13 protein-coding genes are annotated in these 17,176 nt (G+C 50.8%); 4 read left to right on the forward strand and 9 right to left on the reverse strand.

Translation table 11 applies throughout. From position 1 onward, the window contains the following. Window positions 1-75: 75 nt before the first annotated feature. The 3 genes from ompF to pncB all read right to left on the reverse strand — a co-directional run bounded on the left by ompF (window position 76) and on the right by pncB (window position 4,524). Complete coding sequence (gene ompF, locus A1SC_RS19775; protein WP_000977929.1) at window positions 76-1,149, reverse strand: porin OmpF; 1,074 nt, start codon at window positions 1,147-1,149, stop codon at window positions 76-78. Between the two features lie 602 nt (window positions 1,150-1,751). Further along, complete coding sequence (gene asnS / locus A1SC_RS19770; RefSeq protein WP_000117892.1) at window positions 1,752-3,152, reverse strand: asparagine--tRNA ligase; 1,401 nt, start codon at window positions 3,150-3,152, stop codon at window positions 1,752-1,754. Between the two features lie 169 nt (window positions 3,153-3,321). Then, window positions 3,322-4,524, reverse strand: coding sequence for a nicotinate phosphoribosyltransferase (gene pncB, locus A1SC_RS19765; protein WP_010376903.1), 1,203 nt, complete (start codon window positions 4,522-4,524; stop codon window positions 3,322-3,324). A gap of 265 nt (window positions 4,525-4,789) precedes the next feature. Between pncB and pepN the strand changes: the two genes are divergently transcribed. Continuing rightward, the gene (pepN, locus tag A1SC_RS19760) at window positions 4,790-7,402 is read left to right on the forward strand and encodes an aminopeptidase N (RefSeq protein ID WP_016261880.1); all 2,613 of its coding nucleotides are present in this window, start codon (window positions 4,790-4,792) and stop codon (window positions 7,400-7,402) included. A gap of 105 nt (window positions 7,403-7,507) precedes the next feature. On the opposite strand, the gene ssuB is transcribed toward pepN, so the two are convergent. From ssuB to ssuE, 5 genes are read right to left on the reverse strand one after another with little or no spacing between them, the layout of a single operon-like run. Continuing rightward, window positions 7,508-8,275 (reverse strand): aliphatic sulfonates ABC transporter ATP-binding protein, encoded by a 768-nt coding sequence (ssuB, locus tag A1SC_RS19755; protein ID WP_001090478.1) that lies wholly within the window; start codon window positions 8,273-8,275, stop codon window positions 7,508-7,510. Beyond that, on the reverse strand, window positions 8,272-9,063 hold the full coding sequence (gene ssuC, locus A1SC_RS19750; RefSeq protein WP_000235185.1) for an aliphatic sulfonate ABC transporter permease SsuC: 792 nt from the start codon (window positions 9,061-9,063) through the stop codon (window positions 8,272-8,274). The genes ssuB and ssuC overlap by 4 nt, the downstream gene beginning before the upstream one ends. An 11-nt stretch (window positions 9,064-9,074) precedes the next feature. Then, window positions 9,075-10,220, reverse strand: a complete 1,146-nt coding sequence (gene ssuD, locus A1SC_RS19745; RefSeq protein ID WP_016261881.1) for an FMNH2-dependent alkanesulfonate monooxygenase — start codon at window positions 10,218-10,220, stop codon at window positions 9,075-9,077. Continuing rightward, window positions 10,217-11,176: a sulfonate ABC transporter substrate-binding protein gene (locus tag A1SC_RS19740; protein WP_016261882.1), complete on the reverse strand. Its 960-nt coding sequence runs from the start codon at window positions 11,174-11,176 to the stop codon at window positions 10,217-10,219. Before A1SC_RS19740 ends, ssuD begins: the two co-directional genes overlap by 4 nt. After that, on the reverse strand, window positions 11,169-11,744 hold the full coding sequence (ssuE, locus tag A1SC_RS19735) for an NADPH-dependent FMN reductase (RefSeq protein WP_001516126.1): 576 nt from the start codon (window positions 11,742-11,744) through the stop codon (window positions 11,169-11,171). Before ssuE ends, A1SC_RS19740 begins: the two co-directional genes overlap by 8 nt. A gap of 236 nt (window positions 11,745-11,980) precedes the next feature. Between ssuE and pyrD the strand changes: the two genes are divergently transcribed. Beyond that, on the forward strand, window positions 11,981-12,991 hold the full coding sequence (pyrD, locus tag A1SC_RS19730) for a quinone-dependent dihydroorotate dehydrogenase (protein WP_001516127.1): 1,011 nt from the start codon (window positions 11,981-11,983) through the stop codon (window positions 12,989-12,991). 173 nt (window positions 12,992-13,164) lie between these two features. Further along, the gene (zapC, locus tag A1SC_RS19725; protein WP_001220666.1) at window positions 13,165-13,707 is read left to right on the forward strand and encodes a cell division protein ZapC; all 543 of its coding nucleotides are present in this window, start codon (window positions 13,165-13,167) and stop codon (window positions 13,705-13,707) included. Here the strand turns inward: zapC and A1SC_RS19720 are convergent. Then, window positions 13,704-14,813 (reverse strand): YcbX family protein, encoded by a 1,110-nt coding sequence (locus A1SC_RS19720; protein WP_001516128.1) that lies wholly within the window; start codon window positions 14,811-14,813, stop codon window positions 13,704-13,706. The two genes, zapC and A1SC_RS19720, sit on opposite strands and share 4 nt — an antisense overlap. Window positions 14,814-15,057: 244 nt before the next feature. On the opposite strand from A1SC_RS19720, the gene rlmKL reads away from it, so the two are divergent. Then, window positions 15,058-17,166, forward strand: a complete 2,109-nt coding sequence (gene rlmKL, locus A1SC_RS19715; protein ID WP_001086563.1) for a bifunctional 23S rRNA (guanine(2069)-N(7))-methyltransferase RlmK/23S rRNA (guanine(2445)-N(2))-methyltransferase RlmL — start codon at window positions 15,058-15,060, stop codon at window positions 17,164-17,166. Window positions 17,167-17,176: the final 10 nt, after the last annotated feature.

Genomic DNA, 17,176 nt, shown 5'->3' on the forward strand with positions numbered 1-17,176 from the left:
GAGATTGCTCTGGAAGGCATAAAAAAAACAGGACCAAAGTCCTGTTTTTTCGGCATTTAACAAAGAGGTCTGCTATTAGAACTGGTAAACGATACCCACAGCAACTGTGTCGTCAGAACCTACGCCCAGTTTGTTGTCAGAATCGATCTGGTTGATGATGTAGTCAACATAGGTAGACATGTTTTTGTTGAAGTAGTAGGTTGCGCCCACTTCAACATAGTTCACCAGATCAACATCACCGATACCACCTTCTACGTCTTTCGCTTTAGATTTGGTGTAAGCGATGGACGGACGCAGACCGAAGTCAAACTGGTATTGTGCAACTAACAGGATATCTTGCGTTTTGTTAGCAAAGCCGCCGGTGATCGGCGTAGCGTTACGGGTTTCACCGTAGTTTGCTGCCAGGTAGATGTTGTTCGCATCGTACTTCAGGCCAGTAGCCCACTGTTCAGCTTTTTTACCCTGGCCGAGAGGCTGGGCTTCCTGCAAGTTTGTACGGTCAGCAGCACCATAAGCACCAACGATACCAAAGCCTTCGAATTCGTAGCTGATGGAGCCGCCAACACCGTCGCCGTTAGAACGACGTGCGGTGTCGCGTTCGTTTTTACCCAGGTACTGAACAGCGAAGTTCAGGCCGTCAACCAGACCAAAGAAGTTGGAGTTACGGTAAGTTGCAACGCCGCCAACACGACCAACGAAGAAGTCATCGCTGTATGCAGTGTCACCACCAAATTCCGGCAGCATATCGGTGTAACCCAGTGCGTCATAAACAACACCATAGTTACGACCGTAATCGATTGAGCCAGCATCAGCAAATTTCAGACCAGCGAACGCCAGACGGGTTTTGTTGCCATTTTGGGCATCAGAACCCTCAGAGTTGTTACCCTGGAAGTTGTATTCCCACTGACCGTAACCGGTCAGATCAGAATTGATTTGAGTTTCCCCTTTAAAACCAAGACGGGCATAGGTCATATCGCCATTGCCACCGTAACTGTTTTCACCGTTACCCTTGGAAAAATAGTGCAGACCGACAGCTTTACCGTACAGATCTACTTTGTTGCCATCTTTGTTATAGATTTCTGCAGCGTTTGCAGTTCCTGCTACTAACAGAGCAGGGACGATCACTGCCAGAATGTTGCGCTTCATCATTATTTATTACCCTCATGGTTTTTTTTATGACACCTGCCACTGCCGTCAATAAGTTTCGTCAATAAATATTTACGGAGCTATTGATGAAAGTTTGGTGTCTTTATGTATCTGCAGGCATCTTTCCATTCAAACTAACGTTTCGCTACCGTGAAAGTGCTACAAAGATAAAGATATAGTTACAAAAAGAAAAAATGTGTAACCAGGTATTAATTTTAAGGAACTTTGTGAACACCGTCATATTTCCACCAGGATTTAATGATATTTATGGCGGATCTTATATATGTATATGATTTACTTATATTAAATCTAACTAAACAGAAATTTTCTTTCTGATGATTTCTCTCTGTGACTTCTCTCTAATACACTTTCAGCCATCCAGAAAGCCAATAATAAGTATAAAAATTGTGCTATCAGATAAGAAATGGCTAATCCGCAATAAGGCTATGGGTTATTTTTTGTTCGCAAATGTTGCAAAGAAACATTCCGTAACAGGAAGATTGCTTTGGCAGGGTTGCAATTAGATTGATTGACTTAACAAACAGATAACTTGACAGAAGGGGATAAAAAAGAGCCAGCGGGTGCTGGCTCTCGGAAAAGTTAAATTAGAAACTGGCGTTACGTGGAGTGCGTGGGAACGGAATTACGTCACGCACGTTTTGAACGCCAGTCACGTAGGCGATCAGGCGTTCAAAACCAAGACCAAAACCGGAATGTGGAACAGTACCGTAGCGACGCAGATCGCGATACCACCAGTAATCTTCTTTATTCAGGCCCATCTCCAGCATACGTTCGTCCAGAACGTCCAGACGCTCTTCACGCTGGGAACCACCAATGATCTCACCGATACCCGGAGCCAGAACGTCCATTGCTGCAACGGTTTTACCGTCTTCGTTAAGGCGCATGTAGAACGCTTTAATGTCTTTCGGATAGTTTTTCACGACTACCGGCGCTTTAAAGTGTTCTTCTGCCAGGTAACGTTCATGCTCGGAAGAGAGATCCACACCCCAGTAAACCGGGTTTTCAAATTTCTTACCGCAGTTTTCGAGGATGGTTACCGCGTCGGTATAATCCACCTGCGCGAAGTCTGCCTCAATGAAACGCTCCAGACGTGAAACTGCATCTTTATCCACGCGTTCAGCGAAGAATTTCATATCGTCAGCACGTTCTTCGAGAACCGCTTTAAAGACGTATTTCAGCATGGCTTCTGCCAGGCCGGCGATATCGTTCAGGTTAGCAAACGCGACTTCCGGCTCCAGCATCCAGAATTCCGCCAGGTGACGGCTGGTGTTGGAGTTTTCTGCACGGAAAGTCGGGCCGAAGGTATAAATTTTAGACAGCGCACAGGCATAAGTCTCGCCGTTTAACTGGCCTGATACGGTCAGGAACGACTCTTTACCGAAGAAATCTTTGTCGAAATCAACTTTGCCCTGATCGTTACGCGGCAGGTTTTCCAGATCCAGTGTTGAAACACGGAACATTTCGCCAGCGCCTTCGGTATCGGATGCGGTGATCAGCGGTGTAGAAACCCAGAAGAAACCTTGTTCGTTAAAGAATCGATGCAGTGCCTGCGCCAGCGTGTGGCGAACGCGCGCAACGGCACCAATCAGGTTGGTACGTGGACGCAGGTGAGCGACTTCACGCAGATACTCAATGCTGTGGCGTTTTGCTGCCATCGGGTAAGTGTCTGGATCTTCAACCCAACCAGCGACTTCAACATTGCTGGCCTGAATTTCAAATTGTTGCCCCTGGCCCGGCGACGCCACGACTTTACCCGTCACAATGACCGAGCAACCGGTGGTCAGACGCAGTACGTCTTCATTGTAATTGGGCAGAGAATTATTGATGACAGCCTGTACAGGATCAAAGCAGGAACCGTCATAAACGGCGAGGAAGGAGATGCCAGCTTTTGAATCTCGGCGGGTACGTACCCATCCGCGCACGGTGACTTCGCTGTCAACGGCTACGCGGCCCTGGAGTACGTCGGCTACAGGCACAACGCTCATAATATTCTCTCTGTTAATAGTCGGAAAAAATAAACACTTGTCCACCCGTGAAATGGGGGGATACCTATGTTACCTGGCATCCGCAATCAGACAAGCAGAATTCGCAGATGCAGCGAAAGATTTCGGAATTAAAGGTAAAAAAGGGAGCCGTTATGGCTCCCTGATGATATTAACTGGCTTTTTTAATGTGCGGAAGGTCGAACGCTTTACGAAGTGCGCGAACAAACGCCTTGTCGTGGCAGATTGTTTTGCCAGGACTGTCAGAAAGTTTCGCCACAGGTTTACCGTTACACTCCACCAGCTTAATCACAATATTCAGTGGCTTGACTTGGGGGATATCGCAGGTCAGGCGTGTACCTATACCAAAACTTAATTGCACACGGGAAGAGAAGTGGCGATAAAGCTCGACCGCTTTGCGTAAATCCAGATTGTCAGAGAAAACCAGCGTTTTGCTCTGAGGGTTGATTCCCAGCTTCTCATAATGCGCGATGGCTTTTTCGCCCCATTCTACCGGGTCGCCAGAGTCATGACGCAGCCCCTGATAGCGGCTGGCAAATTCCACGCCGAAATCACGCAAGAATGCGTCCATAGTAATGCAATCGGTTAACGCAATTCCCAGTTGATCGGGATATTCATTGAGCCATGCGGCAAGTGCGGCACGTTGGCTGTTGGCAAGATCCGGGCTGATTTGTTGATGCGCCTGGAACCATTCGTGAGCCTGAGTTCCCATTGGCGTGAGGGAAAGCCGACGCGCCAGATCGTAGTTACTGGTGCCAACGAACCAGGATTCTTGTTGCAAACGTTGAACGATGGTTTCCTGGACTTCGCGGGAAAAACGTCGGCGGGTGCCGAAATCCATCAGATGGAAGCGCGACATATCGAGATCGGCAGTTAACGCCGAGAAGTCGACTAATTTGCTTTCCAGCGTATCAAGGGCTTGCGCAACGTCGGCCTGCGGTGAGCGGTAGCGATGTACCAGTTCACTGATGACCGCCAGCAAAGGAACTTCCCAGAGGATGACTTCACGCCACGGACCGCTTAAACGAATATCCAGCTTGCCGTTATCGTTGGTGACGGTGACCTGTTCCGGGTTAAAGCGGAACTCGCGCAACCAGTTGAGGTAGTCGGCCTTAAAAAAAGGCAGGGCAGAGAGCCATTGATATTCATCATCCTGCAGGCGCAGACGCTGCATCGCCTGGACCTGTTCACGAATAGCATCGGCATAAATACCCAGCAGATCGTCACCTCGGCAACGAAACTCCGCCGCGACATGCACATCATAATAGTGATGAAACACGGCTTGCTGCATATGCAACTTATAAGCATCTGTATCCAGCAGCGAGTGCAGAACAGGAGAAGCGAATTGTGTCATAGGTGCGCAGTAGCGTCCTCGTACGGGAGCGTTTAGTACAATAAACATCTTCAGGAACTGCTGGAGTATACCTTGTTTCGCAATTTATTGAACCCCGATCACACCATATGCCACGTTTATGGTCGATGGCGTTGCGCTCTGTATGTTATAAAAATGTAGCAATAAAAGCGTTTGTACCTGAAAAGATGAAGATTCTGCGTAGCGAGATTTATACAACAGGAATAGACTGAACACCTGACTCTATAAAAGATGCTAAAGGTTATTTATGACTCAACAGCCACAAGCCAAATACCGTCACGATTATCGTGCGCCGGATTACCAGATTACTGATATTGACTTGACCTTTGACCTGGACGCGCAAAAGACGGTGGTTACCGCGATCAGCCAGGCTGTCCGTCATGGTGCATCAGATGCTCCACTTCGTCTTGACGGCGAAGATCTTAAACTGGTCTCTATTCATATTAATGATGAGCCGTGGTCCGCCTGGAAAGAAGAAGAGGGCGCACTGGTCATCAGTAATTTACCGGAGCGTTTTACGCTCAAGATCGTTAATGAAATTAGCCCTGCGTCCAACACTGCACTGGAAGGGCTTTACCAGTCAGGCGATGCGCTTTGCACCCAGTGTGAAGCCGAAGGTTTCCGCCACATTACGTACTATCTCGATCGCCCGGACGTGCTGGCGCGTTTTACGACTAAAATTATTGCCGATAAAACCAAATACCCGTTCCTGCTTTCTAACGGTAACCGCGTTGCGCAAGGTGAGTTGGAAAACGGACGTCACTGGGTACAGTGGCAGGACCCGTTCCCGAAACCGTGCTATCTGTTTGCGCTGGTGGCAGGCGATTTTGATGTGCTACGCGACACCTTCACCACGCGTTCTGGCCGTGAAGTGGCGCTGGAGTTGTATGTCGATCGCGGCAACCTTGACCGCGCGCCGTGGGCGATGACCTCGCTGAAAAATTCCATGAAGTGGGATGAAGAGCGCTTTGGTCTGGAGTATGACCTTGATATTTATATGATCGTTGCCGTGGACTTCTTCAACATGGGCGCAATGGAGAATAAAGGTCTTAACATCTTTAACTCCAAATATGTACTGGCGCGCACCGACACCGCTACCGACAAAGATTATCTCGACATTGAACGCGTTATTGGCCATGAATATTTCCACAACTGGACCGGTAACCGTGTGACTTGCCGCGACTGGTTCCAGCTTAGCCTGAAAGAAGGTTTAACCGTGTTCCGCGATCAGGAGTTCAGCTCTGACCTGGGTTCCCGTGCCGTTAATCGCATCAACAATGTGCGCACCATGCGCGGGTTGCAGTTTGCGGAAGACGCCAGCCCAATGGCTCACCCAATCCGCCCGGACATGGTCATTGAGATGAACAACTTCTATACCCTGACCGTTTACGAGAAGGGCGCAGAAGTGATTCGAATGATCCACACCCTGCTGGGCGAAGAAAATTTCCAGAAAGGGATGCAGCTCTATTTCGAGCGTCATGATGGCAGTGCGGCAACCTGTGACGATTTCGTCCAGGCGATGGAAGATGCGTCAAATGTCGATCTCTCTCATTTCCGCCGTTGGTACAGCCAGTCCGGCACGCCGATTGTGACTGTTAAAGACGACTACGATCCAGAAACTGAGCAGTACACCCTGACCATCAGTCAGCGCACGCCAGCTACGCCAGATCAGGCAGAAAAACTGCCGCTGCATATTCCGTTTGCTATTGAGTTGTATGACAACGAGGGCAAAGTAATCCCGTTGCAGAAGGACGGTCATCCGGTCAATTCAGTGCTGAATGTCACCCAGGCGGAACAGACTTTTGTTTTTGATAACGTCTACTTCCAGCCGGTGCCTGCGCTGCTGTGTGAATTTTCCGCGCCGGTGAAACTGGAATATAAATGGAGCGATCAGCAACTGACCTTCCTGATGCGTCATGCGCGCAATGATTTTTCCCGCTGGGATGCGGCGCAAAGTCTGCTGGCAACGTACATCAAACTGAATGTCGCCCGTCATCAACAAGGGCAGCCGTTATCGCTGCCAGCACATGTTGCAGATGCTTTCCGCGCTGTGCTGCTCGATGAGAAGATCGACCCGGCGCTGGCGGCAGAAATCCTGACACTGCCTTCTGTCAATGAAATGGCGGAACTATTCGATATCATCGATCCGATTGCCATTGCCGAAGTTCGCGAAGCACTCACCCGTACACTGGCGACTGAACTGGCGGATGAATTGTTGGCTATCTATAACGCCAATCACCAGAGTGAGTATCGTGTTGAACATGAAGACATTGCGAAACGTACTCTGCGTAATGCCTGCCTGCGCTTCCTCGCCTTTGGTGAAACGCATCTGGCTGACGTGTTAGTGAGTAAGCAGTTCCATAAAGCGAACAATATGACCGATTCGCTGGCGGCACTTTCGGCGGCGGTTGCTGCGCAGTTACCGTGCCGTGACGCGTTGATGCAGGAGTACGATGACAGGTGGTATCAGGACGGTCTGGTGATGGATAAATGGTTTATCCTGCAAGCCACCAGTCCAGCGGCGAATGTGCTGGAGACGGTGCGTGGTCTGTTACAGCATCGCTCATTCACCATGAGCAACCCGAACCGTATTCGTTCGTTGATTGGTGCGTTTGCAGGCAGCAACCTGGCAGCGTTCCATGCTGAAGATGGCAGTGGTTACCAGTTCCTGGTGGAAATGCTCACCGATCTGAACCGCCGTAATCCGCAGGTGGCTTCACGTTTGATTGAGCCGCTGATTCGCCTGAAACGTTACGATGCCAAACGTCAGGAGAAAATGCGTGCGGCGCTGGAACAATTGAAAGGGTTGGATAATCTCTCTGGCGATCTTTACGAGAAGATCACCAAAGCACTGGCTTAATACAAAAGTGCCTGATGCGACGCTGGCGCGTCTTATCAGGCCTGCAAACCCGTTGGAATTGTTGGTTTTGTAGGCTGATAAGGCGTTCACGCCGCATCTGGCATGTTAACCATGACGCCGAATTGGTTGTTCAGAATGCCCTCGCTGCATCACCCGCTGTAACACTTCCGCTTCCAGTTCCGCTAACCGTACCGACCCTAATCGGCGCGGGCGAGGAATATCCACCGTCAAATCCAGGCCAATCTTTCCCTCTTCAATCAACAGCACCCGGTCAGCCATCGCTACCGCTTCGCTCACATCATGCGTCACCAGCAAGACGGTAAAGCCGTGCTCCTGCCAAAGTGACACAATTAAATCCTGCATCTCCAGTCGCGTTAAGGCGTCCAGTGCGCCCAGCGGCTCATCGAGCAACAATAAACCCGGACGATGAATCAACGCTCTTGCCAGCGCCACACGCTGTTTCTGCCCGCCAGAAAGTGCGGCAGGCCATTCCCCGGCACGATTTTCCAGCCCTACCGCAGCCAGTGCCTGATGCGCCGCATCGCGCCATTGGCCTTTAAGACCTAACCCAACGTTATCAATCACCGATTTCCATGGCAGCAGACGCGCATCCTGAAACATCATCCGCGTATCATCCTGAATCTCGGCCAGCGGTGTTATACCCGCCAGTACATCACCTGCGGTTGGTGTTTCCAGCCCCGCCAGCAGACGCAGCAGAGTACTTTTACCGCCGCCGCTACGACCAACAACAGCCACAAACTGACCTGCCGGAATATGCAAATCCAGTTGATTCAGCACGATATTTTCTGCGTAATGTTTGCTCACCGCATTAAGTAGCAGTGGTGTACCCTGGTTCAGACGGGCAGTATTCATGCCGTGGCCTCCTTCAGATGATAAGCCGGGTTCCAGCGCAACCAGAGACGCTCTAGCAATTGGGCGCTAATGTCAGCAAGTTTGCCGAGCAGGGCGTAGAGAATAATGGCGACGACGACGACATCCGTTTGCAGAAACTCCCGCGCATTCATCGCCAGATAACCAATGCCAGAATTGGCAGAGATGGTTTCGGCAACAATCAGCGTCAGCCACATCAGGCCCAACGCAAAACGCACGCCGACCATAATTGAGGGCAGGGCACCAGGCAGGATCACATGCACAAACAGCGGCAAGCCGGATAAGCCATAGCTACGCGCCATCTCCACCAGCCCGCGATCGATATTACGGATGCCGTGCCAGGTATTGATATAAATGGGGAACAGCGTGCCGAGCGCTACCAGGAAAATTTTTGCAGACTCATCAATGCCAAACCACAAAATCACCAGCGGGATCAGCGCCAGATGCGGCACGTTGCGCAACATTTGAATTGAGCTGTCCAGCAACCGTTCTCCCCAGCGCGACAGGCCGCTAATCAATCCCAGAATCAACCCCAGCGATCCGCCAATCGAAAAACCAATCAGCGCCCGCCAGGAGCTGATCGCCAGATGCTGCCACAGCTCACCGCTGGCCGAGAGCGTCCAGAACGCGGCCACCACTCCTTCCGGAGAGGGCAAAATACGCGTCGACAGCCAGCCAACCGAGGAGGCCAGTTGCCACACCGCCACGATGCCCACCGGTAAAAACCAGGGGGCAACGCGCAATAACCACTTCTTCACTGGCGTTGCCATCATTTTCTTCCTTAGCTTTGCGCGACATTACGTGGGATGAACTCATTCGCTACCGCTTCGCCTTGCAGGTTCAATGGCTGTGGTTGGGGAATCTGTGGAATGGCAACATCCAGATGTGGGAACAGTAATTCGCCAACCCGATACGCTTCTTCCAGATGTGGATATCCTGAGAGGACAAAACTGTCGATGCCAAGCGCGGCGTATTCGTTGATTCGTGCGGCGACTGTCGGACCATCGCCTACCAGCGCCGTCCCCGCACCGCCGCGTACCAGACCAACGCCTGCCCATAAATTGGGGCTGATCTCCAGGTTGTCGCGCTTGCCGTTATGTAACGCAGCCATTCGCTGTTGCCCCACGGAATCCGTGCGGGCAAATGCAGCCTGTGCTCTGGCGATGGTGTCATCATCAAGATGGGAGATTAACCGTTCTGCGGCCTGCCACGCTTCGTCGTTGGTTTCGCGGACAATCACATGGAGGCGAATACCGAAACGAATTTTGCGACCATGTGCGGCCGCTTTTGCCCGCACTTGCTCGATCTTCTCTTTTACCAGTGCTGGCGGTTCGCCCCAGGTGAGATAAAGATCAACTTGTTCTGCGGCCAGATCCTGGGCGACGTCTGACGATCCGCCAAAGTAAAGCGGAGGATACGGTTGTTGAATCGGTGCAAAGAGTAGTTTTGCACCGCACACATGAATATGCTTACCGTTGAAATCGACAGTTTCTCCCTGCAATAAACGTCGCCAGACCTGAGTAAATTCCGCCGAGGCTGCGTAACGCTCGCTGTGGTCGAGGAACACGCCGTCTCCCGCCAGTTCTTGTGGATCGCTGCCTGTTACCAGGTTAAACAACGCACGGCCATTCGACAGACGGTCGAGCGTGGCGGCCTGGCGGGCGGCAACGGTAGGTGACGTTACACCAGGGCGCAGGGCGACAAGAAACTTCAGCCTTTGCGTAACCGGGATCATCGACGCCGCCACCAGCCACGCATCTTCGCAGGAACGGCCCGTAGGGATCAGCACGCCGGTATAGCCAAGACGATCCGCCGCTTGCGCGATCTGTTGCAGATAACCGTGATCAACCGGACGAGACTCTGTTTCCGTTCCCAGATAATGACCGTCACCGTGCGTAGGTAAAAACCAGAATATATTCAGACTCATAATTGTTTTCCTTCCAGTTGAGTGGGGTGCCAGATGCGCTGGCGAATATCGACTTTTTTCGGCAGCAGATGATTTTCATAAAACAGGTCGGCAGTATGTTGCTGTAAAGCGGCAACCTCGGCACTCACTGGTTTGATGGTGGTGGGAGGACGGTGGCCAAGATAAGAGGCTATTACCGGTGCCGGTAAGCCCATCGTTTTTGCCAGCAAGGTGATACTTTGCTCGCGCTGGCTGTGGGTTAACGCATCGGCCTGGCTAAAGGTCTCCAGTACGCCCTGAATAAAGGCACCGTTTTTTTCTGCATAGGGGCGGGCCGCCAGATAAAACGACCCGGTCTGATTCAGACCAGTACCATCTTTTAATACCCGCACACCACCCTGTAATAATGCAGCAGAGTAGTAAGGATCCCAGATGGCCCAGGCATCTACGTTACCTTGCTGGAAGGCCGCGCGGGCATCAGCAGGTGTCAGGTAAGTGGGCTGGATATCGGTGAATTTAAGCCCGGCCTGTTGCAGTGCGCGTAGTAACAGGTTGTGCGAACTGGAACCTTTCTGAAATGCGACTTTGTGGCCCTTCAGTTCAGCCACGGTTTTTATGGGACTGTTTTCTGGCACCAGAATGACTTCGGCTTTTGGTTTTGGCGGCTCGACACCGACGTATACCAAATCCGCACCAGCAACTTGGGCAAAGATAGGTGGAATGTCGCCCGTGCTGCCAAGATCAATACTGCCGATGTTGAGTGCTTCCAGCATCTGCGGACCCGCAGGAAATTCCACCCATGAAATTTTTGTTTGCGGATAGCGTTTTTCCAGGAGTTGATGGCTTTTTGCCAGCACCATGCTGATGCTGCCTTTCTGATAACCTATCCGTAACGCTTCAGACGAAGACTCCGCAGCAACCGCGAGCGTAGTGACGCTAAGTAATCCCGCCAGCGCCAGTTTAAATATGTTACGCATGGGCGTTTCCTCGTAGAGAGAAAAGATCAGGAACCTGGACATCACGACGGTGCAACGCCTGCCAGAAGGCTTCGAGTGCGACATCAAGACGGGATTGCAGATTCGGCGTGAATTGCGGCTTATGCTGGAAATCAATCACCTGCGAGTCATCGGCAAACACACCGTGCAGGATCTCCTGCGCTTTTAAAGCGCTTAGTACCGGTTTGAGTGCGTAATCGACCGCCAATAGATGAGCCACTGTGCCGCCTGTTGCCAGTGGTAAAACCACTTTGCCTTGCAGTGCGCGTTCAGGTAGCAGGTCGAGAAGGGTTTTTAACGCCCCGGAATAAGCCGCTTTGTAGACGGGGGTCGCGACAATCAGCCCGTCAGCCTCTTGCAGTTGTGCAGTGAAAGTTTTCAGAGCCGGGCTGTCGAAACGTGCATAGAGCAAATCTTCCGGGGCGAAGTTTTGCAGATTCCAGTGATAAACCTCCACATCCAGGCTATTCAGCTTTTCTCGCGCATATTCCAGTAAGGAACTGGAGCGAGAAGGAAAGCGAGGACTTCCAGCCAGGGTAATGACACGCATACTCTCTCCTTATAACTAATTGTTCTTATTTTGTTAACATTGATAACAATTGTGTCAGTCTGACAGAGGGAGCTGGTGAGTCGAAATGATTTATCTGGTGAAGGAAAGCCAAAAAAAGCATAAAAAAGGCGCAATAAGAAAACGTTTGCTATTTATTGCCGCAGGTCAATTCCCTTTTTGGCTGAACTCGCACATAATACGCCCCCGGTTTGCACACCGGGAATCCAGGAGAGTTCATGTACTACCCCTTCGTTCGTAAAGCCCTTTTCCAGCTCGATCCTGAGCGCGCTCATGAATTTACTTTTCAGCAATTACGCCGCATTACCGGAACGCCGTTTGAAGCACTTGTTCGGCAGAACGTTCCAGCGAAACCGGTTAACTGCATGGGACTGACCTTTAAAAACCCGCTTGGTCTGGCTGCCGGTCTTGATAAAGACGGGGAGTGTATTGACGCTTTAGGTGCAATGGGATTTGGATCGATCGAGATCGGTACTGTCACCCCGCGTCCACAGCCAGGAAACGATAAGCCTCGTCTCTTTCGCCTGGTGGATGCGGAAGGTTTGATCAACCGTATGGGCTTTAATAACCTCGGCGTTGATAATCTCGTAGAGAACGTTAAAAAAGCCCATTATGACGGTGTTCTGGGAATTAACATCGGCAAAAATAAAGATACGCCGGTAGAGCAGGGTAAAGATGACTATCTGATTTGTATGGAAAAAATCTACGCCTATGCGGGATATATTGCCATCAATATTTCATCACCAAACACCCCAGGATTACGCACTTTACAATATGGCGAAGCACTGGATGATTTATTAACTGCAATTAAAAATAAGCAAAATGATTTACAGGCGATCCACCATAAATATGTGCCAATTGCAGTGAAGATCGCGCCGGATCTTTCTGAAGAGGAGTTGATCCAGGTGGCCGATAGTTTGGTTCGCCATAATATTGATGGTGTTATTGCGACTAATACCACCCTCGATCGTTCTTTAGTTCAGGGAATGAAAAATTGCGAGCAAACCGGTGGTTTAAGTGGTCGCCCGTTACAATTAAAGAGTACAGAAATTATTCGCCGCTTGTCGCAGGAATTAAACGGCCGTTTACCAATCATTGGTGTTGGTGGTATTGACTCGGTCATCGCCGCCCGTGAGAAGATTGCTGCGGGTGCATCACTGGTGCAAATTTATTCTGGTTTTATTTTTAAAGGCCCGCCGCTGATTAAAGAAATCATTACCCATATCTAATTATTTCTTTCATTTTCTCTTTATAAGATAATCAGGGCTTTATTTTCAGCCCTGGTTGTTTTATATTCATTCCTGTTACTTATTTAGATATTTTGTACTTTTCTTGTTGAGGTTATTAAGCAAAGCGACAATGGAATGTGTTGCGGTAGATTTATAGGGTAGAGGAGAGGCATATGCGAATTAAACCAGATGATAACTGGCGTTGGTATTACGATGAAGAGCATGATCGAATGATGCTTGATTTAGCCAATGGTATGCTATTTCGCTCACGTTTTGCTCGTAAAATGCTGACACCGGATGCTTTTTCTCCTGCGGGATTTTGCGTTGATGACGCCGCGCTCTATTTCACGTTTGAAGAAAAATGCCGCGACCTTAACTTATCAAAAGAACAAAAAGCCGAACTGGTGCTTAATGCGCTGGTGGCGATTCGTTACCTCAAACCGCAAATGCCGAAAAGCTGGCATTTTGTTTCTCATGGCGAAATGTGGGCACCAGTATCGGGTGATGCAGCCTGTGTCTGGTTAAGCGACACCAATGAGCAAGTCAATTTACTGGTTATTGAATCTGGCGAAAATGCTGCACTGTGCCTGCTGGCACAGCCTTGCGTCGTCATCGCCGGGCGCGCCATGCAACTGGGTGACGCTATCAAAATTATGAATGACAGGCTGAGACCGCACGTGAGTTATGACAGCGTCAGCCTTGAACAAGCCGTTTAACCTTTCAGTTTCAATGCACTCTTCGGCACACAACTACAGCAAAGAATTGTTCCGTCGTCGCTCATAGCTGATTTTTTCAGCGGGGTGACTTCGCCTTCCAGAAGCTGGATACGACAACTTCCGCAGATGCCAGCACGGCAAGAATAGGGAATACGAATCCCTTGATTTTCTAATTGTTCCAGTAATACCTGTTGGTTATTACCGCGAAATGCCTGCCCTTGCCAGTCGATATCTACATTTGCGTCCGCTTGTTGTGTCGCTGGGAAAGTGTCGTCCGCTGCGGCTGCGCCGTAGGCTTTTGCCGGTGCCGTTGCCAGAATTTCCACTTCATCGCCAACACGAATAACACCGCTGTTGCGGGCAATCAGGTTCTGACCGAAATCGACATCGCCGTTATCCTGGGCAGTACGGAAAGATTGCAACGTTTTTAATGGTTCGCCAGCCGGATGCTTTTGCCCTTTTTCCGGGCTAACGGTGGTGAAAATACAACGGCTACATGGCTTCACTACATCGAACACCACATCGCCAATACGAATCACTTTCCAGGTGTCTTCTTCCCACGCAGGCACGCCAGAAACAACCAGATTGGGGCGGAATTGTTCCATTCTGACGCTTGCCGGACAGCGTTGCTGTACATCACGTAATGAGGATTCATTCGCGAGTAGATACGGATAGCCATCAGCGAATGACAGGGGTACAGTGTTGTGGCGTTTTACGCGCCGCGTCATCTGCGGCCCCACCCAGCGCAACTGCACTTCGCGGGAGAAAAATCCACTTAACCATGTGTTGATCGTGGCTGGAGCAATACGTGCAGTAAAATGGTTGCCCCACACTTCCGTCGGTGCGTCCTGTACGGCGAAATCGGCAAAGCGTACCCACGCGCTGCTGCCATCGGGCGCAGTGAGATGCAGACCGTCATGAACGGGAGAGGGGGTAAAGCGCACCATCTGTGGAAACTGACGGGCGGTAATAAATGTGCCGTCGGGTTCTGTCAGCATAAAAATTCGATCGAAGGCCAGCCCGCTGATATCTGCAAGAGCGTGTGTCAGACCAATGCCGCGCATGGATTTAACAGGATGAATAAAAAGCCGGGTTAATGTCGCCACGGAGCGGTCCTCAAATGAAAATAAGCCCTCAACTTTATGACATGACGCACTTATTAGCTATAATGCGCAACAATTTTCTTAGAGCCTATACCAATAGGCTATTTTATTTGTCAGTTCGGCCCTGGGCTGCGCCCGAAATCATTAGGTACTACGTGTACGCACCGGTTTCTCCGCGCTGCCCATCTCCTGACTGACTGCAACAATTACGCCTACTGCGGTAGGCTCTTAGAGTAAAAGTGACGATATGAATTCTCTGTTTGCCAGTACGGCCCGTGGGCTGGAAGAGCTGTTAAAAACTGAACTGGAAAACCTGGGGGCCGTTGAATGCCAGGTGGTTCAGGGTGGGGTCCATTTCAAGGGCGACACGCGGCTTGTTTACCAGAGCCTGATGTGGAGCCGCCTGGCCTCGCGTATTATGTTGCCGCTGAGCGAGTGCAAGGTTTACAGCGATTTAGACCTCTATCTCGGTGTTCAGGCGATCAACTGGACAGAGATGTTTAATCCAGGCGCGACCTTCGCTGTTCACTTCAGCGGCTTGAATGACACCATCCGTAACAGCCAGTATGGCGCGATGAAAGTGAAAGATGCCATCGTTGATGCTTTCACGCGTAAGAATCTGCCGCGTCCGAATGTTGATCGCGATACGCCGGATATCCGCGTTAACGTCTGGCTGAATAAAGAAACCGCCAGCATTGCTCTCGACTTAAGCGGTGACGGTTTACATCTGCGTGGCTATCGCGATCGTGCGGGTATTGCGCCAATCAAAGAAACCCTGGCGGCGGCTATTGTAATGCGTTCCGGCTGGCAGCCGGGAACACCACTGCTCGATCCGATGTGTGGTTCCGGTACGTTGCTGATTGAAGCGGCGATGCTGGCGACCGATCGCGCACCGGGCTTGCACCGTGGGCGTTGGGGATTTAGCGGCTGGGCGCAGCACGACGAAGCCATCTGGCAGGAAGTAAAAGCTGAAGCACAGACCCGTGCCCGTAAAGGTCTGGCGGAATACAGCTCTCATTTTTACGGTTCCGACAGCGATGCGCGGGTGATTCAACGCGCACGCACTAACGCCCGCCTCGCCGGTATTGGCGAACTGATTACTTTTGAAGTGAAAGATGTCGCGCAACTGACCAATCCGCTGCCAAAAGGGCCATACGGTACAGTACTGAGCAACCCGCCATATGGTGAACGTCTGGACAGCGAACCGGCGCTGATTGCGCTACATAGCCTGCTGGGTCGAACCATGAAAAACCAGTTTGGTGGCTGGAATCTCTCTTTATTCAGCGCTTCGCCGGATCTGTTAAGTTGCCTGCAACTGCGCGCAGACAAACAGTACAAAGCGAAAAACGGACCGCTGGACTGCGTGCAGAAAAATTACCACGTTGCCGAAAGTACTCCGGACAGCAAACCAGCGATGGTGGCGGAAGATTACGCTAACCGTCTGCGTAAAAACCTGAAAAAGTTCGAGAAGTGGGCACGCCAGGAAGGGATTGAATGTTATCGCCTGTATGACGCCGATTTGCCGGAATACAACGTTGCCGTTGACCGCTATGCTGACTGGGTGGTGGTGCAGGAGTATGCGCCGCCGAAAACGATTGATGCGCACAAAGCGCGTCAGCGCCTGTTCGATATTATCGCCGCGACCATTTCGGTATTGGGGATTGCGCCAAACAAACTGGTGCTGAAAACCCGTGAACGGCAGAAGGGTAAAAATCAGTATCAGAAACTGGGCGAAAAAGGCGAGTTTCTTGAAGTCACTGAATACAACGCTCACTTATGGGTGAATCTGACGGATTACCTCGATACTGGTCTGTTCCTCGATCACCGCATCGCACGCCGTATGCTCGGTCAAATGAGCAAAGGCAAAGATTTCCTCAACCTCTTCTCCTATACCGGTAGCGCCACCGTGCATGCGGGATTAGGCGGCGCACGCAGCACCACTACGGTGGATATGTCGCGTACGTATCTGGAGTGGGCAGAACGCAACCTGCGTCTGAATGGCTTAACTGGCCGTGCGCATCGACTGATTCAGGCCGATTGCCTGGCGTGGCTGCGTGAGGCTAATGAGCAGTTCGATCTAATCTTTATCGATCCGCCAACCTTCTCTAACTCAAAACGAATGGAAGATGCGTTTGATGTTCAGCGCGATCATCTGGCGCTGATGAAAGATCTGAAGCGTCTGCTGCGCGCAGGGGGGACGATTATGTTCTCAAACAACAAACGCGGTTTTCGTATGGATCTCGACGGACTGGCAAAACTGGGGCTGAAAGCACAAGAAATTACGCAAAAAACACTTTCCCAGGATTTTGCCCGTAACCGCCAGATCCACAACTGCTGGCTGATTACCGCAGCCTGAAAGGAATAGT

Source organism: Escherichia sp. KTE52 (assembly GCF_000408325.1).
Classification (GTDB): Bacteria; Pseudomonadota; Gammaproteobacteria; order Enterobacterales; family Enterobacteriaceae; genus Escherichia; species Escherichia marmotae.